Genomic DNA, 25,921 nt, shown 5'->3' with positions numbered 1-25,921 from the left:
TTTCGTCGGTAATAATGAATCATTTCGTGGTTAAATTTGTACTTCTCGCGTTCATAGTTGATAAACTAGCGTATCTTTGCATAATGCGCGTTCTTATTTTGCGCAACTCAACAGACAGAAAGCACCATGATAAATGACGTCATATCTCCGGAGTTTGATGAAAACGGTCGCGCACTGCGCCGTATTCGTAGTTTTGTCCGCCGGCAAGGGCGCTTAACCAAGGGCCAACAGTTTGCGCTGGATAACTACTGGCCGGTGATGGGCGTAGAATATCAAACGACCCCGGTTGAGCTGAGCACGCTGTTTGGCCGTGAAGCGCCGACAGTATTGGAAATTGGTTTCGGTATGGGTACCTCTTTGGTCACCATGGCAGCCAATAATCCGCAGCAGAACTTTTTAGGTATCGAAGTTCACTCGCCGGGCGTTGGCGCCTGTTTGGGCAGCGCTCATGAAGCGGAACTGAACAATTTGCGCGTGATGTGTCACGATGCGGTTGAAGTACTGGAAAACATGATCCCGGAAGGTTCGCTGGATATGGTTCAGCTATTCTTCCCCGACCCATGGCATAAGGCGCGCCACAATAAGCGTCGTATTGTCCAGACTCCGTTTGTGGAACTGGTAAAAAGTAAATTAAAAGTCGGCGGCGTATTCCATATGGCCACCGATTGGCAACCTTATGCGGAACATATGTTGGAAGTGATGTCGGCCGTCTCCGGATACCGTAATCTTTCCGAAACCAATGACTATGTTCCTCGTCCGGATTCACGTCCGTTGACGAAATTTGAATTACGTGGCCAGCGTCTGGGACATGGCGTTTGGGATCTGATGTTTGAGAGGAAAGAATAATGGCTAACAATCGCAGTCGTCGTTTACGCAAGAAAATGCACATCGATGAGTTTCAGGAATTAGGTTTCTCCGTTCAGTGGACCTTCCCTGAAGGCACTGGCGTTGATGTGATCGATTCCACCGTAGACGCATTTATCGACGAAGTTATTGAACCAAACGGTTTGGCTTTCGACGGTAGTGGCTACATGCAGTGGGAAGGCCTAATCTGCCTGCAGGAAATCGGTCATTGCACCGATGAGCACCGTGCATTGGTCAGCAAATGGCTGGAAGCTCGTAAAATGAAAAACGTAGAAACCAGCGAGCTGTTTGATATCTGGTGGGATTGATCCTAACGATCTGACCACTGTTTGATAATAAGGGCGCCGCTATAGGCGCCTTTATTTTTATTGGGGAAAGTACTGGAGTATTTCCGTGGTAAAGACGTTATCGAATACGCTGTTGGAAGATATCCTCGATCAGGTTAGACCGATGATTGGGCAAGGGAAAGTCGCTAACTATATTCCAGCCCTGGCGGAAGTTTCCGCAGATAAGCTGGGTATTGCGGTTTGCGGCGTCGATGGTCAGATTTTTCAGGCGGGTGATGCGGAAGAGCGTTTCTCAATCCAGTCGATTTCTAAAGTGCTCAGCCTGACTCTGGCTTTAGGGCGCTACGGCGAGGATGAAGTGTGGCGGCGAGTGGGAAAAGAGCCATCGGGCCAGCCGTTTAACTCATTGGTACAGCTGGAGTTGGAGCAAGGGAAGCCACGTAATCCCTTTATTAATCCGGGGGCGCTGGTGATTTGCGACATGCTTCAAAGTCGCCTGAGTGCGCCTAAGCAGCGGATGCTGGAAGTGGTGCGCCAGTTGGTCGATGATGTCTCTATCGGCTATGACAGCCGGGTGGCACGTTCTGAATTTGAACATTCGGATCGCAATGCGGCCATCGCTTATCTGATGAAATCTTTTGGCAATTTTGACAACGATGTTTTGACCGTGCTGCAAACTTACTTCCATTATTGCGCCATGCGTATGAGCTGCATCGAGCTGGCTCGCTGTTTTGTTTATCTGGCAAATCAGGGGCGGCCAATCAATCATGCCGAACAGATTATTTCACCGATTCAAGCCAGACAAATCAATGCGTTAATGATAACCAGCGGTATGTATGACGGTGCCGGCGAGTTTGCATTCCGCGTGGGTATGCCGGGGAAATCCGGTGTCGGCGGCGGAATTATTGCCGTGGTGCCTGATGAGATGTGCATTGCGGTATGGTCACCGGAACTGGATGTCTCAGGGAACTCATTGGCCGGAACCGCTGCCTTAGAGTTACTTGCCCAGCGGATTGGTCGCTCAATCTTTTAGGATCAGTCCACTACTGGCGGCGATAAAACTCAGGCAGTGTCATAATTAGCGGTAGATAAACGGTTTCTCAGGAGAATCTATGTTACGAAAAGCAGGACTGGCGCTTTTGTTATTGGCTGCGGGACAGGTTCACGCAGAATATCAGTGCAACGTAAAACCTCAGGATGATGTGATTATCAGTCCGCAGAGCGTACAGGTTGTGGGAGCCAGCGGAAATCTGCAAATCTCACCGGATGGTGATGTGATTCGCAACGGCAAAACATTGACTCTCACAGAGGCTCAGCGGCAGAAAGCGTTCAGCTATCAGAGCGCATTGCGTAAAGATTTGCCGTGGATTGATAAAGGCGCGCAACAGCATCTGGAAAAAGCCCGGGTTTCTTTGGATAACGTCATTGTGCAACAGTTGGGGAGCAGCAGTAATGTGCGTAACCGGCTGACGACGTTGAACGATCAGCTGAAACAGCAAATGAGCCGCATCATTGAGAAACGCAGCGACGGTCTGACTTTCCACCATCAGGCCATTGCCCAAGTAGAGAAGGACGGTCGCGCCATCGTGCAACAGAGTCTGGGGGGCGTTTTGCAGGATAGCCTGAATGAAATGGGCGTTAAGCAGGCGACGAGCGGTTCTTCCAATAATCCATTGCAGGCGATAATGGGCAATCTGGGGGGGTTGCAGCAAGCGATTCAGACTGAATGGAACAATCAGGAACAAGATTTCCAGAACTTCGGCCATGAAGTTTGCGGTCGGGTGACCACGCTAGAGCAACAGCGTATTGAGCTGCTCAAAGCCTTAAATTGAGTTCCATCCGATAAAATAAAAAACGGGCGAATGCCCGTTTTTTTACGATGCGCTCTGACAACTATAAAAACAGTTCCAGCAATGAATTCAGGAATAGCTTTCCTTTTTCGGTAATCTGCCAGTGTTCATCGGTTTCCAGCATATAGCCTTTGGCGATAGCCTGATCCAGCTGCGAGCGAATGGTGCTTTCTTCCAGACCGGTAAAATTATAGAAATCACCGCGCGGCGCGGCTTCCAATAGACGGAAACGGTTCATGAAGAATTCAAACGGCCGGTCGGCTATTTCAACCTCATGTTGCCTGTCCATATATTTGCCTTGCATGAAACCGCGTGGATGCTTGGTTTTCACCGTGCGAAGAATGCGACCATCGCTAAAAGTCACTTTTCCGTGAGCGCCGCAGCCAATGCCCAGATAGTCGCCAAAGCGCCAATAATTAAGGTTGTGCTGGCACTGGTAACCGGGCTTTGCGTAGGCCGAGGTTTCATACTGCTGATAACCCGCAGCGCTAAGCAACTGGTGACCTTGCTCGAAAATATCCCACAGCGCATCATCATCCGGCAACTTGGGCGGACGCGAGCTGAAACCGGTATTGGGTTCGATAGTTAGCTGGTACCAGGATAAATGAGGGGGGTTTAGTGCGATGGCCTGACGTAAATCGTCCAGCGCCTCTTCCAGCATTTGATCCGGCAATCCATGCATCAAATCCAGATTAAAGCTACGTAAACCCAAAGAGGTTGCCAGCGCCGCAGCGCGTTTAGCCTCTTCTGGGCCGTGTATCCGCCCCAGACGCACTAATTTCTGCTCGTTAAAGCTCTGCACGCCGATAGAGATGCGATTGACACCGGCCCGCTGGTAGCCGCTGAAGCGATCGGCCTCAACGGTGCCGGGATTGGCTTCCATGGTGATTTCGGCATCTGCTGCAACCGGCAGGCGTGCTCTAACGCCGTCCAGCAGACTTTGCATCGCTTCTGCACTCAGTAAACTGGGCGTACCGCCGCCGATAAAAATGGTGCCGATTTCTCGTCCGCTGGTCAGCGGCAGATCGGCGTCCAAATCGGCCAGCAAGTGATCGACATATTCCTGATGAGGAACATCTCCTTTCAACGCATGGGAGTTAAAATCGCAATAAGGACATTTCTGTACGCACCACGGAATATGGATATAAAGACTAAGCGGTGGCAACTTAAGCATTTCGCAGGGCATCCAGCATTAATTTCAAGGCCTTACCGCGATGCGATACTGCCTGTTTTTCTTCGCGGCTCAGTTCTGCGGCTGTTTTGCCTAATTCCGGTACGTAAAAAATAGGATCGTAGCCAAAGCCACCTGCGCCGGATGCTGCCCGTGCAATCACGCCAGGCCAACTGCCGTGGAACACCAGAGGCGTAGGATCTTCGGCGTGACGCATATACACCAGAACACAATGGAACTGCGCACCGCGTTGTCCTTCAGGCACATTCTGTAGGCTTACCAACAGTTTCTCCAGGTTTTCCCTATCGCTGGCATCAACACCAGCATAGCGCGCCGAATAAATGCCCGGAGCGCCGCTCAGCGCATCGACGGCCAGACCAGAATCATCGGCAATGGCGGGCAATCCTGTGACCTGTGCCGCATGACGAGCTTTCAGAATGGCATTTTCGATAAAGGTTAAACCGGTTTCTTCCGCAGACTCAACGCCCATCTCGGTTTGCGCAACCACGTCCAGACCGAAATCCGCCAGCAGGCTGGCTAACTCACGTACTTTACCGGCGTTACCGGTAGCTAAAACGACTTTTTGCATGGTAAATCCTGATTGATTGTTACGCCGGTAACCTGCTTTCCATCGTGAGATAAACCTGATGGTTTTGTGCCATTGATTGAATTTATTTCGTGCCATTCAAAATGGAGCAGCGGAGTTATCCGACTATTCGAGCAGTGCTGCAACCTGAGGTGGAATCTGCTGCGGATGAATAATTTTGATCTGTTTATGCCGCCCCAGCTCACCTTTTTCGATGATGACGTGGCTTTTGGCCACTCGAAACTGTTTGGCTATAAATTTGATCAAATGGGCGTTGGCCTGCCCATCAACCGGCGGGGCGGTAATGGCGACTTTTAACTCATCGCCATGTAAACCGATAATCTGATCGCGGCTGGCTTTCGGCTGAATATATAGCCTGATCGCCAGCCCGTCCAGCAGGGGAGTGACTGCACTCACAGTACGAACCAGAGCTCGCCTAACAGATCCATACCTAAATAATTGATCAGATACAGGATCAGGATAACTACCATGCCGGAAAAATCGATCCCGCCCATTGCTGGCAGAATACGGCGGATCGGTGCCATCAGCGGCTCGGTCAGTTGATATAGCAGATAGTCCATCGGGCTTCGGCCCTGGCTAACCCAACTCATCAATGCACGGATAATCATCACCCAGAAGATCAGATAACCGGCGGCCTTAACCAGTGAAATTACGCCAAACAGCAGGTTATAAGGGCTGAGGGACATGCCGCCGCCCTGAATCAGCAGTAATAGCGGGTATTTGATGGTCATCAACAGGAAGGCCAACAGCAGAGAAGCGCTATCTATCGGGCCTAATGACGGAATAATTCGTCGCAGCGGGCCAACGATCGGCTGAGTGATTTTCACCACGAACTGCGAAAACGGGTTGTAAAAGTCACTGTGTACCATTTGCATCCAGATGCGTAATAGCAGCACCATGACGTAAAGGTCAATGACGGTTTTAGCCAAAAAAGTCAGCGTTAGCATGGTTGCCTTTAGTCCTTAATCATATTCAAGTGTCTGTAAAGTACCTCTATCTTAATGATAAAGGCTTAGGGGGAGCGTATTGTTTTGTAAATCAGTCTTATCAGCCATTGGATGGATTAAAACAGTTTCTCCATCTCCTGGGCGCGGCTGATTGCGGCCTGCATGGCATGGGAAACAATATCCGACAAATGTTGCTCATTAAATACGCGCAGCGCTTCCGCCGTGGTGCCACCTTTCGAAGTGACCTGCTCGCGCAAAGTCGATAGCGGTAGCTGCGGGTTGGCCTCGACTAGCGCTGTAGCGCCAGAAGCCGCTTGCTGTACCAGCAGGCGTGCGGTTTCGCTATCAAACCCTAAACGTTCCGCTTCTTGCTGCATTGCTTCCATAAACAAGAAGAAATAGGCTGGCGCACTGCCTGCGGCGGCAATAACCTGATTAATGCCGCTTTCATCGTTGACCCAACACACTTTACCGACTGAACCCATTAATTGAGAGGTAAAATCGCGATCGGCCTGGTTAACCTGCTCCGGCGCATAAAGCCCGCTCATGCCTTTTCCTACCAGAGAGGGCGTATTAGGCATAATTCGCACCAGATTCAGCTTGTCTCCCAGCAAAGCGTAAAAACGCGAAACGCTGATGCCGGCCGCGATGGATAATACCAGTTTCTTACCGAAATCTACCTGCTCACTCAATGGCTTGCAGACATCGGCCATCATTTGCGGTTTCACCGAAAGTACCACTACTTCGGCTTCACGAGTCTGAGCCACGTTATCACTGCTACTGATTACGCCAAATTCCTGCGCCAGAGCATCACGATGGGTGGCTGAAGGAGCGCAGACGCTGATTAATTTAGCCGGATACCCGCCTGCAACCAGACCCGCGATAATTGCGCGCGCCATATTGCCCGCGCCGATAAATGTAATTTTGCGATGTTGCATAAATATCCTCGATTAAGCCTGCGCTGGCGCGGTGGAACCATAGTCGCGAGCGCCAAAAATGGCAGTGCCGATGCGCACCAAGTTGCTACCAGCGCTGATGGCGGCAGCCATATCGTCGGTCATACCCATAGAAAGCGTATCTATTTCAGGGTAGCGCTGTTTTAAGGTTAAGAAAGCCTGATTCATCTGCTGAAAAACGGCAAGCTGACGTTCAAAATCGCTTTCTGGCGCTGGAATTGCCATCAAACCCCGTAATTTCAAGTTTGGTAAACCATAAATACTGGCGGCCAACTCAGGGAGTTCGGCGAGCTGAATGCCGGATTTGCTTTGCTCATCGCTGATATTGACCTGAATCAGAACATTCAGTGCAGGCATGTCCGCCGGGCGTTGTTCACTCAGGCGCTTGGCAATTTTGAGCCTGTCAACGGTATGGCACCAGGCAAAATTTTCCGCTACCAGACGGCTTTTATTGGATTGCAGCGGGCCAATAAAGTGCCATTCCAACTCGGGATTCCCGGCGAAATAGTGGATTTTATCCACCCCTTCCTGAACGTAGTTTTCACCAAAGGCGTGTTGCCCGGCGGCAATGGCTTCTTCGATCGCGGCCACAGGTTTGGTTTTACTGACTGCAAGCAGCGTAATTTCTTCTGGGGAGCGTTCGCAATTCCTTGCAGCAGCGGCGATCCGGTTCCTGACATCCTGTAGGTTCTGTTGGATAGTGCTCATATGACCCCGGGAGTTTGATATGGATTTCAATGAATGGGTGGCGGCTAGTGTAAAGCATAATGCCTCCGATCTGCACCTGTGTACTGGCTATCATCCCGCGTTACGAATTTGCGGTGACTTGCATATATTCAGGCAGGTCGCGCAGGTTACATCGACATGGATACAGAATTTAAGCCGACAACTGTTAGATGAGGTGCATTATGAGAAATTACAACGGCATGGGCAGATTGATTTTTCATTTTCATTATCTTGTGGAACGCGGCTGCGTGGGCATTTCTTTCAACAGCAACGTGGGCTTTCCGCCGCTTTCCGTTTGATTTCCGCCCAATGTCCCACTTTGGCCGAGTTGGATGCACCGGAGGTCGTGCATCATTTATTACCCTGTGAAAGCGGTTTGATATTGATAACCGGAGCGACTGGCAGTGGGAAATCCACCACGCTGGCAGGAATGCTCGACGGGATTAACCGTATGGGAGGGCGACACATCATTACGCTGGAAGATCCTATCGAATTTATTCATCACAGTCAGGGATGCTTGATTCAGCAGCGAGAACTAGGCGAGCACATGCCGTCTTTTAGTGCGGGGCTTAAGGCAGCGCTAAGGCAGGATCCGGATATCATTTTGCTGGGGGAATTGAGGGACAGAGAAAGCATTACGCTGGCGCTGACCGCAGCAGAAACCGGACACTTAGTGTTAGGAACCTTGCATACCCGCACGGCGGCGCAGGCTGTTGATCGACTGGTTGACGCATTTCCGGCGGAAGACAAGGGCAGTGTACGCAGTCAGCTGGCGGGGAGCCTGATGGCCGTAATTGCGCAAAAGCTGTTGCCAAAACGAGGTGGAGGGCGAGTGGCTATATTTGAAACCATGGTACAAACCGGTGCAGTCAGCCATCTGATCCGGGAAGGAAAAACTCATCAGCTAACCAGTTTGATGCAAACCGGTGGAGCGATGGGAATGCAAACTTTTGAGCAAGGTTTAGTACAGCGTCAAAATCAGGGCGTATTGGCTCTGGCCGAAGAACAACGTTGGACGCAGCATTAAAAGGCAAAAGGCAAAAGGCAAAAGGCAAAAGGCAAAAGGCAAAAGGCAAAAGAAAAGAAAGAGGGAAAGAGAAAACATAAGCAACGAAGAGGGACGTCCAGCAATGGAGACTCTTGGGAGCGGGGAATTTGTCAGGAGAATCAACGGGGGTATGCGGGGAATATCAGCCCGGATATAAGTTCCGGGCTGATGACGTACAGATTAAGGCTTAGGAATCTGCTGGGTAATGCAGTGGATATTGCCGCCGCCCAACAAAATCTCTCTGGCTGGAACGCCAATAATGGCGTAGTCAGGATACATTTGTTGCAACAGATCTTTGGCCAAATCATCGGTACGGCTATCCAGCATTGGGAAAATGGTTTGCTGGTTGCTGATCAGATAGTTGACGTAAGAACCTGCCAGACGTTCACCGGCAGTACGAGGCACCGCATCGGTTGACAGCACGTCGGCAGTCTCTTCTTCGGTGTTGTACAGCGGGCCGGGCGCAGGAAGCTTCCAGACTTTCAGCTTACGGCCTTTGGCATCCACCGCTTGCGATAGTACTTCGTAAGCGGCCACGGATCGGGCGTACTGCGGATCCTGCTGGTCGTCGGTCCAGTGCAACGCCACTTCGCCGGGGCGTACAAAGCAGCACATATTGTCGATGTGACCGTCGGTTTCATCGTTATATACGCCGTCTTGCAGCCAGATAAAGTGGGTTACACCCAGATATTCCCGCAGTAATGCTTCGATTTGTTCTTGGTTCAGGTCTGGGTTGCGGTTTGGATTCAATAAACATTCCGCGGTGGTTAGCAGTGTGCCTTCGCCATCGGTATGAATTGAACCGCCTTCCAGAATCAACGGAGCGGCATAGCTGAGGTTTTTATGAAACTGGTTCACCTGTTCGGCGACTTTTTCGTCCTGTCGCCAATCGGCGTACAGACCGCCCAGTAATCCGCCCCAGGCGTTGAATTTCCAGTCAACGCCACGACGTTCGCCTTTACCATTGATAACCATAGTTGGGCCGGTATCGCGCATCCAGGCGTCGTCACACTCCATTTCAACCAATGTGATATTGGCTGGCATAGTGGCTTTCGCCTGCTCCATAAATTTGGCCGGTACGCCCATGTATACCGGCGTGGCGCGAGCAATAGCTTCAGCAACCTTGGCAAAAGTTTGTTGGGCAGGAATACCTTTACCGCGCCAGTTATCCTGACGGTAAGGCCATAGCATCCAGACTGCGTCTTGAGGTGCCCATTCGGCAGGCATATAGAAACCGTCCTGCCGAGGAGTTGTTTGCAACGCCATGATTATCTCCGGGTTTTGCCGTCAGAAGTCGCCAGTGCCTGATACATTTCAGGACGACGGTCGCGGAACAGGCCCCATGAAGCGCGTTGTGCAGCGATTTCCTGCAAATCAAATTCATGTACTAATACGGTTTCGTCGGTTTTGTTAGCCTGAGCCACTAAAGCGCCGGTTTGGTCGGCGATGAAAGAAGAACCGTAGAAAGTCATTTCCAGACCATCGATATATTGACTGGCTTCGGTACCGATGCGGTTGGAAGCGATAACCGGAACCAGGTTGGCTGCGGCGTGGCCTTGCTGTACGCGAGTCCAGTGTGGCTGGCTGTCGATTTCTGGGAAAGCCGGTTCTGAACCAATCGCGGTTGGATAGAAGATCACTTCTGCGCCTTGCAGAGCGAGGCTGCGAGCGGTTTCCGGGAACCATTGATCCCAGCAAATACCTACGCCGACTTTGGCATAACGGGTTTGCCAGACTTTAAAACCGGTGTCGCCGGGAATAAAGAATTGTTTTTCCTGATAGGCCGGGCCGTTTGGAATATGGGTTTTACGATAAACATCCAGCACCGAGCCATCGGCATCGATCATCACCAGAGAGTTATAGTAAGCGTTGTTGGCGCGTTCGAAGAAGCTCAGTGGCAATACCACTTCCAGCTCGGCGGCCAGCTTGGAGAAATGTTGAATTAGCGGGCTATTGTCCAGCTCTTGGGCCAGCGCATAGTGCTCAGGGCTTTGATCAATACAGAAATAAGGTGCAGCGAAAAGCTCCTGAATCAGGATGATCTGCGCGCCTTTGGCGTGAGCTTGTCGCACCAGTTTCTCGGCATTTTCGATGTTCTTCGGCAGGTCCCAAGAACAGGCCATTTGTGTTGCAGCAACAGTCACTTTTGTCATGAGAAAACCTCAATAAATGTAAAAAACACCCTCTAAGGATGAGCGATATTCTGCGCCATCAATCTGTCAGAGTTAAATAAATCTCTACAGAGACGGCGGCGTTGGCCGTTGCGCAACTTGGCGGTTCCGGCATCGAGACAATAGAGGCTAAGCATAGTAATCAAGGCCGCCGTTGCCCAATTTCATCCGCCGATATCATCGCGGGGCAGCATACTATGTCAGCTAAAACTATTCGCCAAGCCCTATTGTACCGCGTGCTTAGCTCAATAGGGGTAAATTGGCAGCATTCTGCCGCAGATAGCGGTGTTTATCATGGTAAAGTGATTTTAAATCAATGTGCTATCTGTTTTGCGGGGAAAGTATGGGCTGGCGACCCCAAGCCTTGGCTCAGGGCATTTATGATATGATCTTGCCAAGATATTACTCGGGCTGTTGCTCGAACCAGCTCTCCAGAATAATCACCGCCGAGGCAGCGTCTACGCTGCCTTTGTCTAAAGCACGATAGCCGCCGCTGTCGAACAGATAGGCTCTGGCTTCTACTGTGCTCAGTCGTTCGTCGTGTAAAGCAATAGGTACACCAAAACGGCCATGCAGCCGATTGGCAAATTTGCGCGCTCTGGCGGTCAAAGGCTGTTCGGTGCCATCCATATTTAAAGGCAGCCCTACCACCACCAGATCTGGCTGCCATTCTTTCAACAATTTCTCGACTTTCTGCCAGTCTGGCGTGCCGTCCTGCGCTTTGAAAGAGGTCAGTGCGCGAGCCGTACCGGTAATTTCCTGACCGATAGCAACGCCGATACTTTTGGTGCCAAAATCAAAGGCGAGAATGGTGCGGTTAGCCATCAGGCGTGTCCTGCTTGAGGGGCGATATTGAAAATATTGATGCCCAGTTTATTGGCTGCTTGCTGCCATCGTTCGGCAATAGGCGTATGGAAAATGATATCGAGATCGGCCTCGATGGTTAACCAGGAATTATCCAGCAGTTCCTGCTCCAACTGGCCTTTTTGCCAACCGGCATAACCCAGAGCCACCAGCACATTTTTCGGCTGTTCCGGCGTACCTAATGTCGCCAGCACGTCTTTTGATGTGGTGATCATGGTTTCCGGCGAAATGCGCACGCTGGAGCCAAAGCCTGGCTGCGGTGAATGCAGGATAAAACCGCGATCGTCAGCTAAAGGGCCGCCGGCAAGCACCGGCTTATCCAACCGTATGGCAGGATCGCGCGGAGAAGGGGTGATTTTTAGTTTATTCAGCACGGATTCCACAGTGAATTTTTCCACAGGTTTATTGATAACCAAACCCATGGCACCTTCTTCATTGTGCTCGCAAATATATACCACCGAGCGCTTAAACTGAGGGTCCTGTAGTGAAGGCATAGCAATAAGGAAGTGATGCTGTAAATTCATTATGTTTTATAGGTAACTAGCTGAAGTAAAAGATAAACAGCCGCAATTTGCGGATGAAAGTAATAAAATGATGGGGTGCTGCCGTTGAAGCCGCAACCCCAAGTAGAATCAGGCTTTTTTATCAGCCAGGCGTTTTTCGATGGCATCCATCAACATACCGGTAACGGATACTTGAGGGAACGCGGCTTCGATCTCGCGAGCGCAGGTTGGGCTGGTGACGTTAATTTCAGTCAAACGATCGCCAATGATGTCCAGACCAACAAAGATCAGCCCCTTTTCTTTCAACGTAGGAGCAACCGCACGAGCAATTTTCCAGTCGCTTTCGCTCAGTGGGCGGGCTTCACCTCGGCCACCGGCGGCCAGATTGCCACGGGTTTCACCCTGTGCCGGAATGCGCGCCAGACAGTAAGGCACCGGTTCGCCGTCCACGACCAAAATGCGTTTGTCGCCTTCGGTAATAGCTGGCAGGAAGTTTTGTGCCATGCAGAAACGACTGCCGTGCTCGGTCAGGGTTTCGATAATCACCGACAGGTTAGGATCGTCCTGTTTCACGCGGAAGATAGACGCGCCGCCCATGCCATCCAGCGGTTTCAAAATAATGTCACCGTGCTTCTGGTGGAATGTGCGGATATGCTCTTTGCTCCGGCTAACCAGCGTATCCGGGGTTAACTCCGGGAACCAGGCGGTAAACAGTTTTTCGTTACAGTCACGCAGGCTTTGCGGTTTATTGACGACCAGCGTGCCTTTGATCTCAGCGCGTTCCAGAATATAAGTGGCGTAAATATATTCGGTATCAAACGGCGGATCTTTACGCATCAGGATAACGTCGAGATCGTGCAACGTCAGATCTTGCTCGCTGCCGAAGCTGAACCACTGGTTTTTATCTTCTTTTACGTTCAGCAAGCGAGTGCGGGCGCGGCCTTCACCAGCGTGGAGATAAAGGTCGTTCATCTCCATATAATGCAATTCGTAACCGCGGCGCTGTGCTTCCATCAGCATGGCAAAACTGGTGTCTTTTTTGATATTGATGGATGAGATAGGGTCCATCACGATGCCGAGCTTGATCATTATTTTCTCCTTTAACCCAGATCGCCGAAACGCACTTGTAAGGCAGTGATTGCGGTGAGCGCTGTCGTTTCTGTACGCAAAACGCGTGGCCCCAGCAGGATATCAGTAAATCCGTGGTGTGAGGTCATCTCAATTTCGGCGGCGGTTAAACCACCTTCCGGGCCGATTAACAGGCGGACTTTATCCACCGGCAGCGGCAGCGTATTAATGCTATTGCTGGCTCGCGGGTGCAGATTTAGCTTCAGGCTATCATCCTGTTCGGCGCACCAGGCCTCTAACTGCATAGCTTCACGGATTTCCGGCAGAGTGTTGCGACCGCACTGTTCGCAGGCGGCGATTGCGATTTTTTGCCATTGTTGAATTTTCTTAGCCAAACGCTCGCCGTCCAGCTTGACTCCGCAACGCTCTGAAAACAGAGGCGTAATGACGTTCACACCCAATTCGATGGATTTCTGGATAGTAAACTCCATCTTTTCGCCGCGAGAAATAACCTGCCCGAGATGCAAATTCAGGGGGGATTCCCGATCTTCAACCACGGCGTCGCCGAGGCGAACCTGAACGCTTTTTTTATCCACGCGAATGATTTCCGCGCTGAATATCTGATTGCTACCGTCGAAAAGCTGCAGGTTTTGCCCTTCGCTCATGCGTAACACGCGGCCTACGTGATTGGCGGCGTCATCGCTGAGAGCCAGTTCAGAATGAGCCGACAGCGGCTGCTGATGATAAATGCGAGGTATACGCATGGATTTGCTCTTGTTTCCGTAACGAAAATTTCACCGCGCCGTTCGTTGGTTAACGACGCGAAATAAAAGGCTGCCCGCAGAATAACAGAGTGGCGGGGATATCGGCCAATGGGGATATCAGCCAATATAGTAGGTTAGCTTTTTTGCCGCTGGCAAGCTTGTTGTACATAAGGGTTATGATTGCCCTGTACTTTTGCAATACGCTCGTCACGCAGGCATTCCCAATTATCAACCGGATATTGGCGATCCCAAACCTCAAACAGCCTGGTCTGCTGGCTGGACAGGCGAAGCTGATATTGATCGCGCATATAGAAGTAGGTACGGGCAATAGCACCGCGCGCACGCGCCGGTGGTTCTGCCTGCTTATTCTTGAAATCAACCTTCATCGCACATTGACCATATTGACCTTCGCCGCCTTTCCATTGACTGTACATGAAGTTATTCCGGTCTCCATTCACTTCGCCAATGGCTGGCTGCAAATTGTGCAGGTCGGTTTCAATTTGACGATAGACTGCATCTTTATTGCAGTTTTTACGGCCGCCATTTTGCCAGCATTGACGCTGGTGCCCAAATTGCCAGGCCGGAACCACATGTTCCCACTCGATACGCTCGGCCCGTTGTGCGTTTTTTCGTACCTGATAGCCGCAGCTGTTTAGATCGGGAAGCCCTTTTTTGCCTTGCCACTGAATCTGGCAGCCACAGTAAAAACTACCGGGAGCGTCTTGATGGATCTTGGCAGCTGCGGCTTTGGCATGCGAGAAGTTGTTGATATTTTGGCTATAACTGACGGATGAGAATAGCGGGGAAGAGCAAACCAGAACCAATAGAATTTTGCGTAACATGTTCCAAAACGACCTAAATATGGAAAAGAACGCAGGTTATAGAAAGTTATCGGCTCAGGCAAACAAAGATCTGGTTTTTTATACAGTTAATCCAATAACTAAGATGTTTCTGTAGTCGTATATTGCAGTTTTTCACCGCAGTGACGGCAGCGATATTCACTCTCTCCGCGTAGCACCCGATTGTGGCGGCGCACCGTCAGTTGGTGCAGTTGGCAGGCACAGCGATAGGGGAAGGTTTTGCTCTGCACCGAGGCGATTTCAAACTTATGCGTGCGGCTGGCGGGGACTTGCAGCACGCTTTCCATCATCCAGCGCCACTCTTTACCGTGTGGCGCAACGCGGCCAAACCGACGAAATACCAGTAAGTGAGCCAGTTCATGAGGCACCACTTCGTCGATAAATGTCTGTTTGTTTTCCAACAGTAATACCGGATTCAGGCGAATTTCCCAGGATTGTAGGTAAGCGCTACCGGCGCTAGTACCGCGTTGGTAATAGTTGATTTTTGGCTCTGGATGTTGGGTTCCCAGATGCTGGTTGGCAAGTTGCAGCTTCTGGCGTAGACACTGCATAACCCCTTGTTGCAGGGCGATAGGAATTCTTTGTGAGCTCATAGAGCGGAAGAATAGTGTGACGGAAACGCAGATGCAAGCGACCCGTTCAGCCTTGAGCGCACGAATTACACATTATATAATTATATTATATGTTTTTATATAATGAATGGCGAAATTGCAGGGCGTAACATGAGTAGCAAAGACACATTGAGTCTGAATCTGATGAGCATGGGAGCGGCTGAAGCCTGCGGTACCTTGCGTATGCTGGCAAATGAAGACCGTTTGTTATTGCTGTGCCAAATCAGTCAGGGGGAAAAATCCGTCGGTGAGCTGGAAACCTTGCTGAATATTCATCAACCGACCCTTTCCCAGCAGCTTGGGGCTTTGAGAAACGAAGGGCTGGTGACGACGCGAAGGGAAGGGAAACGTATTTATTACTCCATCGCAGATCGACGGATTCTGGCGATTTTACACACGCTATATGAGCTTTACTGTCCAAAAGAAGGAGAGGGGATTCATGAACATTGATTGGATGAATTTTACACCGTATTCGGCTGCGGCGGGAGGAATAATATTAGGCTGCTCCGTGGCGTTATTTTGGGTATTCAACGGAAAAATTACGGGGATCAGTGGTATTTTTGGCGGCTTATTAGCAGGGAAAAAGGGGGATATCAGTTGGCGATTGGCGTTCCTGATTGGCCTGATTGCTTCCCCGTTAGTTTATGCCTTGTTTTTACCTTTGCCAGCGATTCGGATTGATGCCGATATCGGAACACTGGTAGCCGCGGGGTTATTGGTTGGTATCGGCACCCGCTATGGTTCGGGCTGCACCAGCGGCCATGGCGTCTGTGGCTTATCGCGTTTTTCCCTGCGTTCGCTGGCGGCGACCTTGAGTTTCATGCTGGGCGGTTTTTTCACGGTGTGGCTAATTCGCCACGTATTGGTATAGATAAGGCAGGAAAATGAAACAGTTCTTTTCTCTATTGGCCGGACTGATTTTTGGGCTGGGACTGATTGTCGCAGGTATGGCAAATCCGGCTAAAGTGCTTGGTTTTCTCGATATTAGCGGCCTGTGGGATCCGTCTTTAGGGCTGGTGATGGCCGGAGCCATTCTGGTAGGCACATTAGCCTTTTTCCTGACTCGTAAGCGCTCTGTAAGTCTGTTGGGGCTCCCGATGCAGTTGCCGACGGCAACGCAAATCGATCGGCGCTTGATTGGTGGCAGCCTGCTATTTGGGGTTGGTTGGGGATTAGCGGGTATTTGCCCTGGCCCTGCGCTGGTATTAGTCGGTGCCGGTGTGGGAAAGGGCATGATCTTCGCATTGGCGATGGTGGTGGGAATGATGATTTTTAGCCTGACTGAACGAGTCAGAGCCCATCGTCAGGCATAAAAAACCCCGGAAACCGGGGTTTTAACTTGATGCGCGAAAGGTCTGAAACTTATTTCAGGCCAGCCGCATCACGCAGCAGTTCGGCTTTGTCGGTCGCTTCCCAAGGGAAGTGCTCACGGCCAAAGTGACCATAGGATGCGGTTTCACGGTAGATTGGTTTCAGCAGATCCAGCATCTTAATCAGGCCGTATGGACGCAGGTCGAAGAACTCGCGAACCAGCAGAGTCAGTTGCTCTGGAGCCACTTTCTCTGTACCAAAGGTTTCCACCATGATGGAAGTCGGTTCTGCTACGCCGATAGCGTAAGAAACCTGAATTTCGCAGCGATCGGCCAGGCCGGCAGCAACGATGTTTTTCGCTACATAACGCGCAGCGTATGCCGCTGAACGGTCAACTTTGGACGGATCTTTACCAGAGAATGCACCGCCACCGTGACGAGCCATGCCGCCGTAAGTATCAACGATAATTTTACGACCGGTCAGACCGCAGTCGCCCATTGGGCCACCGATGACAAAACGGCCGGTTGGGTTGATGAAGAATTTGGTATTCGCAGAAAGCCATTCAGCAGGGAGAACCGGCTTGATGATTTCTTCCATAACCGCTTCTTGCAGGTCTTTTTGCGCGATGTCTTCAGAATGCTGAGTAGACAGGACAACCGCATCAATTCCGACAATTTTGTTGTCTTCGTATTGGAAAGTCACCTGGCTTTTTGCATCTGGACGCAGCCAAGGCAGCGTACCGTTTTTACGCACTTCAGACTGACGCTGAACCAAACGGTGCGCGTAAGTAATAGGTGCTGGCATCAGTACATCGGTTTCGTTACTGGCGTAGCCAAACATCAGGCCCTGATCGCCAGCGCCTTGCTCCAACGGATCGGCACGGTCAACGCCCTGATTGATATCAGGGGATTGCTTACCGATAGCGCTCAGAACGGCACAAGAATTCGCATCAAAACCCATTTCGGAATTAACGTAACCAATCTCACGGATGGTATTACGCGTAATTTCTTCAATATCTACCCATGCGCTGGTGGTGATTTCACCACCAACCATGACCATGCCGGTTTTGACATAGGTCTCACAGGCGACTCGCGCCTTAGGATCTTGCTCCAGAATTGCGTCAAGTACGGCGTCGGAAATCTGGTCGGCAATTTTATCAGGATGTCCTTCGGAGACGGATTCTGATGTGAAAAGGTGTTTAGCCATTTTATTCTTTACCTTGGTATTCGGATGAAAAATCACTGCATAGCATTGAGGGGCGAGTCGGTGGTGCATATCAATACGCTCGCTTCCTGACTCTGGCGTCCTGTAACGCCCCCCTTAGGCAAAGCCTCAAGCAGTCATTAAAAAAACAGAGCCTGTAGCGGCCTATAATCCTATTCCATATTTGTAGTATGGACGGATTAACATCTGGACGTCTATTTTAGGTCACCTTTCAGCTTCATTACCAGCCCTTTTTAACATCAGATAACGCTTAGTGAGCTTTGGCGGCAAATTTTTTACCTATTGAAACAGTTGTTCGGCCATTTTCATTTTGCATTTTCTCTCTGTTCTAGGTATAAACTGCGCGCGCAGCTTATTTGATACGCAATGATGAAGATGGCATAGAATGGCATTGGCTCATTGTTTAATGGCGAGAGTTGGCGGTGAAAATCCTGTCAGCGACATTGGCATTATCAGCGGCGTCATCAAACTGTTACTTTATCTTGTTTATTAATAAGTCTTGTTCGTTCAATCGTGAACGACATGCGTGGAGGTGGTTGGATTAATGATCCGTTGTCTACTGGTTGCTGCACATCAACAGCTGCGTCGTTCTGACGTTCAATCCCCCCTTGCAACCTTCCTTTCTTGTATACCATCAACCCGATGTTACACCCATATGGGTGCCACTCAGGATTCGCGGGCAGGTTAACGGTCGCCTGAAGTACTGAATCCGGTTCGCCAGCCGTCTGTTTTTCAGATTTGGGCTGCATCCGATTCACGAAATCTCAATACGTATGTGTCGTTAAACGTATTTTACATTTAAACGTGTTTTACAATTATCTGAGTGATAACTCGCGGTCGTGCGGCGCTTTATTAGCGTATTATTCCTCCTAAAGGGTGCGCACACGGGTTGTCCTTGCAGGTTGTAGCTGCGATAGTGACTGACTTTATCGTCAGTATCGCAATAGAGGCGAATTATGTCTGATGATAACTTGATTGGCCGTCCGTCTACTGCGGGCGCACATGTTTCTTTACGCTCCATGCAGGAGGTTGCCATGAATGATCGTAATGCCAGCAAGATGCTGCGCACTTATAACGTCGCCTACTGGGGCGGGAACTACTTTGACGTCAATGAATTAGGCCATATCAGCGTTTGCCCTGATCCGGACGTCCCCCAGGCACGTGTCGATCTGGCGCAACTGGTCAAGGATATGCAAGAACAGCGCGGGCAGCGTTTACCGGCTTTGTTCTGTTTCCCACAGATTTTACAGCACCGCCTGCGTTCCATTAACGCAGCGTTTGAGCGTGCGCGTAACGAATTTGGCTATCAAGGCAACTACTTCCTGGTTTACCCGATTAAGGTTAACCAGCACCGCCGGGTGATAGAATCGCTGGTGAATTCCGGTGAACCTTTGGGTCTGGAAGCCGGCTCCAAAGCAGAAATGATGGCGGTACTGGCTCACGCTGGCATGACTCGCTCCGTGATTGTCTGTAATGGTTACAAAGACCGTGAATATATCCGTCTGGCACTGACCGGCGAAAAACTGGGCCATAAAGTGTATCTGGTCATCGAAAAGATGTCAGAAATCAAAATGGTACTGGAAGAAGCAGCACGTCTGGACGTGGTGCCGCGCCTAGGTGTTCGCGCTCGTCTGGCGTCTCAGGGGTCAGGTAAATGGCAGGCCAGCGGCGGTGAGAAATCCAAATTCGGTTTATCCGCAACTCAGGTTCTGCAACTGGTAGAAATGCTGCGTGAAGCTAACAGTCTGGATAGCCTGCAACTGTTGCACTTCCATTTGGGGTCGCAGCTTTCCAATATCCGCGATATCTCAACCGGCGTGCGTGAATCTGCTCGCTTCTACGTCGAACTGCATAAGCTGGGCGTAAACATCCAGTGCTTCGATGTGGGCGGCGGTTTGGGCGTGGATTACGAAGGAACGCGTTCTCAGTCCGATTGCTCTGTGAACTACGGTTTGAACGAATACGCCAACAACGTGATTTGGGGTATCGGCGATGCCTGTAATGAACACGGTTTGCCGCATCCAACGGTGATTACTGAGTCTGGTCGTGCGGTTACCGCGCATCATACCGTGCTGGTTTCCAACGTTATCGGCGTGGAACGCAATGAATTCAGTGAACCTCAGGCACCGGCCGAAGATGCGCCACGCGCACTGGAAAGCCTGTGGGATACTTGGCAGGAAATGCAGAAACCAGAAAGCCGTCGTTCTCTGCGTGAATGGCTGCACGATAGCCAGATGGATTTGCACGATGTGCATACCCAATACGCGCACGGCATGCTGGATCTGACGCAGCGCGCCTGGGCTGAACAACAGTACCTGACTATCTGCAATATGATTCAGGAACAGTTGGATCCGAGCAATCGCGCACACCGTCCGATTATCGACGAGCTGCAAGAACGTATGGCGGACAAACTGTACGTCAACTTCTCGCTGTTCCAGTCGATGCCAGACGCCTGGGGTATTGATCAACTGTTCCCGGTTCTGCCGCTAGAAGGTTTGGATAAGCCACCGGAGCGTCGTGCGGTGTTGCTGGATATCACCTGTGATTCAGACGGTACTATCGATCATTACGTGGACGGCGACGGTGTGGCTACCACGTTGCCAATGCCTCCGTACGATCCGGAAAACCCGCCAGCGCTGGGCTTCTTTATGGTGGGCGCTTATCAGGAAATTCTGGGCAACATGCACAACCTGTTCGGTGATACGGCCGCAGTTGATGTCTATGTTTATCCTGATGGCACCGTGAACGTGGAACAAACCGACGAAGGCGACACCGTGGCAGATATGCTGGCTTACGTGCAGCTAGACCCGGAAAAACTGCTGAATCACTTCCGCGATCAGGTCAAAGAAACCGATTTGGCCCCAGAACTGCAAGCCCAGTTCCTGGAAGAGTTTGAATCCGGTCTGTATGGCTACACTTATCTCGAAGACGAGTAATTCTTGAAGGTGAGTCCCAGTTAACTGGCTTGTCAGGCATTATCTTAAGGGCAGACTTCGGTCTGCCCTTATTGTTTCCCCTCCATATCTATTCTCTGCTGCGAACAACCATTTTCCTCCGTTATGCGCAAAATCGACCACACTAAGATCGATAAGCCGAACTGTACCCCTTGAAATGGGCTTCCTGAGAATAAATGGAGCGATAACATGAGCTGGCTGAATGTGTGCAAAGTGTCTTACGTCAAACCAGATTCGCCGTTCTCCGCCAGCGTGGGGGATAAACGAATTGGGATTTATATTATTGATGGCGAATATTTTGCGATGGATGATATTTGCCCTCACGCAAATGCGTTACTCAGTCCGGGATTTTTTGATGAGGGCACTATTGAGTGCCTGTTACACGGGGCGGTGTTTGACGTGAGAAGCGGGAAATGTCTACGTGAGCCGGGAGATCGCGATCTACAAACTTATCCGGTGCGGATTGACGGTGGGCAGATTCAGGTGGAAATCGATGAAAATTAATCGATAAAAGTTAGTTGATATAAACCAGTCGATGAAAATTGAAAGAAGAAAAAACGCCCGCGATTTACGGGCGTAGTAGAAATGATTGATACCAATTAGCTTACTGGCCGCTGGTAATACGCTCACGAATATGATCGGCGCGTGCCTGAGAAGCCGGGTGATCGTCAAACAGGCTGCTGCCTCGCCCACCTTCCATTTTTGCCAGTTTTTCGAAACTGGTGACCAAACCGTTCGGATCGATACCGCGTTTTTTCAGCAGTTCAAAGGAATAATCATCGGCTTCACTTTCTTGTTTCTGCGAGAACTGGGCGTTCACCAGTTTTTCTCCAATATCCGCAAGTTGGGACTGAGACAGGGAAGTGGCAATACCGCCAGCGGAAGACGCTGCGGTACGCAGGGCGATGGTGCCATAAGCAACCTGCATGGCTTTACGGGTATGCCCTAAAGCGACGTGGCCCATTTCGTGGCCCAAAACCCCTTCCACTTCGTTGTCAGTCATCATATCCATCAGGCCGCTGTATACGCGAATACAACCGTTCGCCATCGCCCAGGCATTGACGTCTTTGGTCACATAAACCTTATAGTTGGCTGGTGTTCCATTGATATTGTCGCCGAGGGCTGCGGAAATTTTTGCCAGACGCTTGCTGTATTCGCTGTCAGCTGGCGCGATTTGCGCCTTTTGATCCATTTCTGCACAGGATTTATCGCTGAGCGTTCTGACATCGGTATCACTTAGCGTTGCAGCCTGAAACGCCTGTGCGCCAGATTGCATCAGGCCTTCGGTGTTCATATTCTGACACCCACTTAGCAGCGCGGTGATACTCAAAGCCATCAACGAAGTACGAATGTTCATAACGCCTTATTTCCTGTAGTTATGCATTATTATGCTGTTCAGCATGGTTTTGCCGTTCAATAATTTTTAAGGTTTAATCCGTTCTAATCAATTCAGTTTCAATCAATATAGTTTTACGTTTCAATCAATATAGTTAGACAGTTCAATTAATCTGGGTTCATTGCTACATTACAGCAATTGCATTAATAGCTGTTGCATCAGTGCGGCTTCCACTACCCTAGCTCGCAATACTGACGCTTGATATAGCTACCTGAAGGTAGCGAAGGTAACGTGCAATCAGCGATAGAGCTATAGCTTTATTCTGAAAATCCAGCAAATTCGGCTGTGCCGTCATGGAAGTTGCCTTCATTTGTTTTTAGTGATTGCCGTTTCAATGTCTAGTCTGAGAAAATGATAGACTTGAACGCTTTTTAAATCCGACCTGGAGTAAAACATGACCTCTCGTAAAGAGCTTGCCAACGCGATCCGCGCCCTTAGCATGGACGCCGTGCAGAAAGCGAATTCCGGCCACCCCGGAGCCCCTATGGGTATGGCAGATATTGCCGAAGTCCTGTGGCGTGATTACCTGAACCATAATCCAACTAACCCACACTGGGCTGACCGCGACCGCTTTGTGCTGTCTAACGGCCACGGCTCCATGTTGATCTACAGCTTGTTGCACCTCACCGGTTACGACTTGCCGATGGAAGAGCTGAAAAACTTCCGTCAGTTACATTCTAAAACTCCGGGCCACCCGGAATATGGCTACACCGAAGGTGTAGAAACCACGACCGGCCCTCTGGGTCAGGGTATTGCTAACGCCGTTGGTTTTGCCATTGCCGAACGTACTCTAGGCGCGCAGTTCAACCGCCCAGGTCACGATATTGTTGACCACCACACCTACGCCTTTATGGGTGACGGCTGCATGATGGAAGGCATTTCTCACGAAGTGTGCTCTCTGGCCGGCACCATGAAATTGGGCAAACTGACTGCATTCTACGATGACAACGGCATCTCCATTGATGGTCATGTTGAAGGCTGGTTCACCGATGATACCGCAGCGCGTTTCGAAGCTTACGGCTGGCATGTGGTTCGTCATGTAGACGGTCATAACCCTGACTCCATCAAAGCGGCAATCGAAGAAGCACGTAAAGTTACCGATAAGCCTTCATTGTTGATGTGCAAAACCGTTATCGGTTTCGGTTCACCAAACAAAGCGGGCACCCATGATTCCCACGGCGCGCCTTTGGGCGCTGCGGAAGTGGCTGCAACTCGTGACGCGCTGGGCTGGAAATACCCTGCCTTTGAAATTCCACAAGATATCTACGCGGCCTGGGATGCTAAAGAGGCGGGCAAAGCGAAAGAGGCTGCCTGGAACGAGAAGTTTGCGGCCTATGAGAAAGCCTACCCAGAACTGGCTGCCGAGTTCAAACGTCGCGTAAGCGGTGAGCTGCCAGCTAACTGGGAAACTGAATCCAAGAAATTCATCGAGCAATTGCAGGCAAACCCAGCCAATATCGCTAGCCGTAAAGCATCACAAAATGCGCTTGAAGCTTTCGGTAAAGTGTTACCTGAGTTCCTGGGCGGCTCTGCTGACCTGGCACCAAGTAACTTGACCATGTGGTCTGGCTCTAAGGCTCTGAACGATGATATCGCCGGTAACTACATCCATTACGGTGTGCGCGAATTCGGTATGTCCGCCATCATGAACGGTATTGCTCTGCACGGCGGCTTTATCCCTTACGGCGCAACTTTCCTGATGTTCGTGGAATACGCACGTAACGCAGTGCGCATGGCTGCTCTGATGAAAATCCGCAGCATCTTCGTTTATACCCATGACTCTATCGGTCTGGGTGAAGACGGCCCGACCCATCAGCCGGTTGAGCAAATGGCAAGCCTGCGCGTAACGCCAAACATGAGCACATGGCGTCCATGCGATCAGGTCGAGTCAGCGGTAGCCTGGCAGTACGCTCTGGAGCGTAAAGACGGCCCAAGCGCACTGATCTTCTCCCGTCAAAACCTGGCTCAGCAGCCGCGTGATGCAGCACAGTTGGCTAACATCGCCAAAGGTGGTTATATCCTGAAAGACTGCGCTGGTCAGCCTGAACTTATCTTCATCGCGACCGGTTCTGAAGTTGAACTGGCGGTTGCCGCAGCGGATCAACTGACTGCCGCAGGCCGTAAAGTTCGCGTTGTTTCTATGCCATCTACCGATGCGTTTGATAAGCAAGACGCGGCTTACCGTGAATCTGTCCTGCCAGCGGCGGTTAGCGCTCGCGTTGCGGTAGAAGCCGGTATTGCGGATTACTGGTACAAATACGTCGGCCTGAACGGCGCTGTCGTTGGTATGACCAGCTTCGGGGAATCTGCTCCAGCAGATCTGCTGTTTAAAGAGTTCGGCTTCACCGTTGAGAACGTAGTAGCGAAAGCTCAGGCGCTGTTGAAATAACAGACGCTGTTCTCAAGGTGTAAAAGGGAAGGTATCCCTCGGTAATATCGATGTTAAAAGGTCGCTTCTGCGGCCTTTTTTTTGCCTGTTTTTCGCCAGAAAAGGGGGGATATGTGCCCTTTATCAGCAAGATATTCCCTTTGTACCTCGTTTGGTTTATTCTGGCTGAAGCGTTTCAGTTGTGATTCATTATCAAGGCCTGTCGGGAATAATTTGCATAATGCCGACAGCATGATTATCTGAAATGTGATAAAACGATGAATATCAGGCCACGTGCTACAGTACTCTATGGGGTTGCATGAAGATAACCATAAAACAGGGAGTAACATGACAATCCGCATAGCGATAAATGGCTTTGGGCGTATTGGTCGTAGTGTATTGCGTGCGCTGTATGAGTCGGGCCGTCGGGCAGAAATTTCAGTGGTTGCCATTAATGAACTGGCAAACGCGGAAGGCATGGCTCATCTGCTTAAATATGATTCCAGCCATGGCCGTTTCGCTTGGGATGTTCGTCAGGAATGTGACAAGCTCTACGTTGGGGACGATGTTATCCGGCTGGTACATCAGCCAGAAATAGCGCAGTTACCTTGGCATGAGCTGGGAGTCGATGTAGTTTTGGATTGCAGCGGCGTGTACGGTTCCCGAGAAGATGGCGAGGCGCATTTGGCCTCTGGTGCCAAAAAGGTACTGTTTGCTCATCCGGGTAGCCATGATTTGGATGCCACCGTGGTCTATGGTGTAAACCATCAGGATCTGCGCGCAGAGCATCGGATTGTTTCCAACGCGTCTTGCACTACCAACTGTATCATTCCCGTTATTAAACTGTTGGACGAGGCTTACGGCATCGAATCCGGCACTGTCACTACCATCCATTCTTCGATGAACGATCAGCCGGTTATTGATGCCTATCATCAGGATTTACGGCGCACCCGAGCCGCCAGTCAATCGATTATTCCGGTTGATACCAAGCTGGCTGCGGGCATTACCCGTATTTTTCCGAAGTTCTGCGACAGGTTTGAAGCGATATCGGTGCGAGTGCCGACGATCAACGTAACGGCGATCGATCTGAGCGTCAGTGTGAGCAGTTCGGTGAAGGTGACTGAGGTCAACCAGCTTTTGCAAAAGGCGGCAATGGGTTCATTTCGTGGTATAGTTGACTATACGGAATTACCATTGGTGTCGACCGATTTTAACCACGATCCGCACAGTGCTATCGTTGATGGCACCCAAACACGGGTCAGTGGGCAGCACCTGATTAAGACTCTGGTGTGGTGCGATAACGAATGGGGCTTTGCCAATAGAATGTTGGATACGACATTGGCAATGGCCGACAGCGGTTTCTAATACGGC

The 25,921-nt window shown here is 50.6% G+C and carries 29 protein-coding genes; 13 read left to right on the top strand and 16 right to left on the bottom strand.

The genetic code is table 11. From position 1 onward, the window contains the following. The first annotated feature begins 126 nt into the window (after window positions 1–126). The 4 genes from trmB (at window position 127) to PL78_RS09515 (ending at window position 2,983) form a co-directional block, all read left to right on the top strand. On the top strand, window positions 127–846 hold the full coding sequence (trmB, locus tag PL78_RS09530) for a tRNA (guanosine(46)-N7)-methyltransferase TrmB (protein ID WP_064515047.1): 720 nt from the start codon (window positions 127–129) through the stop codon (window positions 844–846). Continuing rightward, complete coding sequence (locus PL78_RS09525; protein WP_064515045.1) at window positions 846–1,172, top strand: YggL family protein; 327 nt, start codon at window positions 846–848, stop codon at window positions 1,170–1,172. The genes trmB and PL78_RS09525 overlap by 1 nt, the downstream gene beginning before the upstream one ends. An 85-nt stretch (window positions 1,173–1,257) precedes the next feature. After that, window positions 1,258–2,184: a glutaminase B gene (gene glsB / locus PL78_RS09520; protein ID WP_064515043.1), complete on the top strand. Its 927-nt coding sequence runs from the start codon at window positions 1,258–1,260 to the stop codon at window positions 2,182–2,184. A gap of 79 nt (window positions 2,185–2,263) precedes the next feature. Next, window positions 2,264–2,983: a YggN family protein gene (locus PL78_RS09515; RefSeq protein ID WP_049599607.1), complete on the top strand. Its 720-nt coding sequence runs from the start codon at window positions 2,264–2,266 to the stop codon at window positions 2,981–2,983. 61 nt (window positions 2,984–3,044) lie between these two features. Here PL78_RS09515 and hemW read toward each other — a convergent pair whose 3' ends face one another. From hemW to PL78_RS09485, 6 genes are all read right to left on the bottom strand, one after another. Then, a complete protein-coding gene (gene hemW / locus PL78_RS09510; protein ID WP_064515042.1) occupies window positions 3,045–4,175 on the bottom strand; it encodes a radical SAM family heme chaperone HemW in 1,131 nt (376 codons plus the stop codon). Beyond that, the gene (locus PL78_RS09505; RefSeq protein ID WP_064515040.1) at window positions 4,168–4,761 is read right to left on the bottom strand and encodes an XTP/dITP diphosphatase; all 594 of its coding nucleotides are present in this window, start codon (window positions 4,759–4,761) and stop codon (window positions 4,168–4,170) included. Before PL78_RS09505 ends, hemW begins: the two co-directional genes overlap by 8 nt. A 123-nt stretch (window positions 4,762–4,884) precedes the next feature. After that, window positions 4,885–5,175, bottom strand: coding sequence for a DUF167 family protein YggU (gene yggU, locus PL78_RS09500; protein ID WP_049599614.1), 291 nt, complete (start codon window positions 5,173–5,175; stop codon window positions 4,885–4,887). Next, the gene (locus PL78_RS09495) at window positions 5,172–5,726 is read right to left on the bottom strand and encodes a YggT family protein (RefSeq protein ID WP_049599617.1); all 555 of its coding nucleotides are present in this window, start codon (window positions 5,724–5,726) and stop codon (window positions 5,172–5,174) included. The genes yggU and PL78_RS09495 overlap by 4 nt, the downstream gene beginning before the upstream one ends. A gap of 116 nt (window positions 5,727–5,842) precedes the next feature. Continuing rightward, window positions 5,843–6,664 carry a pyrroline-5-carboxylate reductase gene (proC, locus tag PL78_RS09490; protein ID WP_064515038.1) on the bottom strand — a complete coding sequence of 274 codons (822 nt, stop codon included), beginning with the start codon at window positions 6,662–6,664 and terminating at the stop codon, window positions 5,843–5,845. A 12-nt stretch (window positions 6,665–6,676) separates the two neighbouring features. Beyond that, the gene (locus PL78_RS09485) at window positions 6,677–7,390 is read right to left on the bottom strand and encodes a YggS family pyridoxal phosphate-dependent enzyme (protein ID WP_064515036.1); all 714 of its coding nucleotides are present in this window, start codon (window positions 7,388–7,390) and stop codon (window positions 6,677–6,679) included. Window positions 7,391–7,409: 19 nt separating this feature from the next. On the opposite strand from PL78_RS09485, the gene PL78_RS09480 reads away from it, so the two are divergent. Next, window positions 7,410–8,435, top strand: a complete 1,026-nt coding sequence (locus PL78_RS09480; protein WP_064515034.1) for a type IV pilus twitching motility protein PilT — start codon at window positions 7,410–7,412, stop codon at window positions 8,433–8,435. Window positions 8,436–8,636: 201 nt separating this feature from the next. Here PL78_RS09480 and aguA read toward each other — a convergent pair whose 3' ends face one another. From aguA to PL78_RS09440, 8 genes are all read right to left on the bottom strand, one after another. Then, the gene (aguA, locus tag PL78_RS09475; RefSeq protein WP_064515032.1) at window positions 8,637–9,722 is read right to left on the bottom strand and encodes an agmatine deiminase; all 1,086 of its coding nucleotides are present in this window, start codon (window positions 9,720–9,722) and stop codon (window positions 8,637–8,639) included. 2 nt (window positions 9,723–9,724) lie between these two features. After that, window positions 9,725–10,609, bottom strand: a complete 885-nt coding sequence (gene aguB / locus PL78_RS09470; protein ID WP_064515030.1) for an N-carbamoylputrescine amidase — start codon at window positions 10,607–10,609, stop codon at window positions 9,725–9,727. A 420-nt stretch (window positions 10,610–11,029) separates the two neighbouring features. Beyond that, window positions 11,030–11,452, bottom strand: a complete 423-nt coding sequence (gene ruvX / locus PL78_RS09465; RefSeq protein WP_064515028.1) for a Holliday junction resolvase RuvX — start codon at window positions 11,450–11,452, stop codon at window positions 11,030–11,032. Continuing rightward, window positions 11,452–12,015 carry a YqgE/AlgH family protein gene (locus tag PL78_RS09460; protein WP_064515026.1) on the bottom strand — a complete coding sequence of 188 codons (564 nt, stop codon included), beginning with the start codon at window positions 12,013–12,015 and terminating at the stop codon, window positions 11,452–11,454. The genes ruvX and PL78_RS09460 overlap by 1 nt, the downstream gene beginning before the upstream one ends. Before the next feature lie 108 nt (window positions 12,016–12,123). Then, window positions 12,124–13,083: a glutathione synthase gene (gene gshB / locus PL78_RS09455; protein WP_064515024.1), complete on the bottom strand. Its 960-nt coding sequence runs from the start codon at window positions 13,081–13,083 to the stop codon at window positions 12,124–12,126. An 11-nt stretch (window positions 13,084–13,094) separates the two neighbouring features. Further along, window positions 13,095–13,826, bottom strand: a complete 732-nt coding sequence (rsmE, locus tag PL78_RS09450; RefSeq protein WP_064515023.1) for a 16S rRNA (uracil(1498)-N(3))-methyltransferase — start codon at window positions 13,824–13,826, stop codon at window positions 13,095–13,097. A 134-nt stretch (window positions 13,827–13,960) separates the two neighbouring features. Then, a complete protein-coding gene (endA, locus tag PL78_RS09445; RefSeq protein ID WP_064515021.1) occupies window positions 13,961–14,668 on the bottom strand; it encodes a deoxyribonuclease I in 708 nt (235 codons plus the stop codon). A 98-nt stretch (window positions 14,669–14,766) separates the two neighbouring features. After that, the gene (locus PL78_RS09440) at window positions 14,767–15,279 is read right to left on the bottom strand and encodes a SprT family zinc-dependent metalloprotease (RefSeq protein WP_064515019.1); all 513 of its coding nucleotides are present in this window, start codon (window positions 15,277–15,279) and stop codon (window positions 14,767–14,769) included. Between the two features lie 129 nt (window positions 15,280–15,408). On the opposite strand from PL78_RS09440, the gene PL78_RS09435 reads away from it, so the two are divergent. Genes PL78_RS09435 through PL78_RS09425 form a run of 3 tightly spaced genes read left to right on the top strand, consistent with a single transcriptional unit; the run spans window position 15,409 to window position 16,610 of the window. Beyond that, window positions 15,409–15,747 (top strand): ArsR/SmtB family transcription factor, encoded by a 339-nt coding sequence (locus tag PL78_RS09435; RefSeq protein WP_064518363.1) that lies wholly within the window; start codon window positions 15,409–15,411, stop codon window positions 15,745–15,747. Continuing rightward, entirely contained in the window at window positions 15,737–16,168 is a 432-nt protein-coding gene (locus PL78_RS09430; RefSeq protein WP_064515017.1) for a YeeE/YedE family protein, read from the top strand. Before PL78_RS09435 ends, PL78_RS09430 begins: the two co-directional genes overlap by 11 nt. Before the next feature lie 13 nt (window positions 16,169–16,181). Next, a complete protein-coding gene (locus PL78_RS09425) occupies window positions 16,182–16,610 on the top strand; it encodes a DUF6691 family protein (protein WP_064515015.1) in 429 nt (142 codons plus the stop codon). A 49-nt stretch (window positions 16,611–16,659) separates the two neighbouring features. Here the strand turns inward: PL78_RS09425 and metK are convergent, their stop codons facing one another. After that, window positions 16,660–17,814, bottom strand: a complete 1,155-nt coding sequence (gene metK / locus PL78_RS09420) for a methionine adenosyltransferase (protein ID WP_064515013.1) — start codon at window positions 17,812–17,814, stop codon at window positions 16,660–16,662. Window positions 17,815–18,376: 562 nt separating this feature from the next. On the opposite strand from metK, the gene PL78_RS21085 reads away from it, so the two are divergent. The 3 genes from PL78_RS21085 (at window position 18,377) to PL78_RS09405 (ending at window position 21,290) form a co-directional block, all read left to right on the top strand. After that, a complete protein-coding gene (locus tag PL78_RS21085; protein ID WP_420804279.1) occupies window positions 18,377–18,520 on the top strand; it encodes a hypothetical protein in 144 nt (47 codons plus the stop codon). A 268-nt stretch (window positions 18,521–18,788) separates the two neighbouring features. Continuing rightward, window positions 18,789–20,768 (top strand): biosynthetic arginine decarboxylase, encoded by a 1,980-nt coding sequence (speA, locus tag PL78_RS09410; RefSeq protein WP_064515009.1) that lies wholly within the window; start codon window positions 18,789–18,791, stop codon window positions 20,766–20,768. 207 nt (window positions 20,769–20,975) lie between these two features. Then, the gene (locus tag PL78_RS09405) at window positions 20,976–21,290 is read left to right on the top strand and encodes a non-heme iron oxygenase ferredoxin subunit (RefSeq protein WP_064515007.1); all 315 of its coding nucleotides are present in this window, start codon (window positions 20,976–20,978) and stop codon (window positions 21,288–21,290) included. A 100-nt stretch (window positions 21,291–21,390) separates the two neighbouring features. Here PL78_RS09405 and loiP read toward each other — a convergent pair whose 3' ends face one another. Further along, the gene (gene loiP, locus PL78_RS09400) at window positions 21,391–22,143 is read right to left on the bottom strand and encodes a metalloprotease LoiP (RefSeq protein ID WP_064515005.1); all 753 of its coding nucleotides are present in this window, start codon (window positions 22,141–22,143) and stop codon (window positions 21,391–21,393) included. Between the two features lie 433 nt (window positions 22,144–22,576). Between loiP and tkt the strand changes: the two genes are divergently transcribed. Both tkt and epd read left to right on the top strand, forming a co-directional pair. After that, window positions 22,577–24,571, top strand: a complete 1,995-nt coding sequence (gene tkt / locus PL78_RS09395) for a transketolase (RefSeq protein WP_064515003.1) — start codon at window positions 22,577–22,579, stop codon at window positions 24,569–24,571. A 327-nt stretch (window positions 24,572–24,898) separates the two neighbouring features. After that, entirely contained in the window at window positions 24,899–25,915 is a 1,017-nt protein-coding gene (epd, locus tag PL78_RS09385) for an erythrose-4-phosphate dehydrogenase (protein WP_064514999.1), read from the top strand. Window positions 25,916–25,921: the final 6 nt, after the last annotated feature.

The organism is Yersinia entomophaga, assembly GCF_001656035.1.
In the GTDB taxonomy this organism is placed as follows: domain Bacteria; phylum Pseudomonadota; class Gammaproteobacteria; order Enterobacterales; family Enterobacteriaceae; genus Yersinia; species Yersinia entomophaga.
This window is presented reverse-complemented; position numbering and strand designations above follow the sequence as displayed.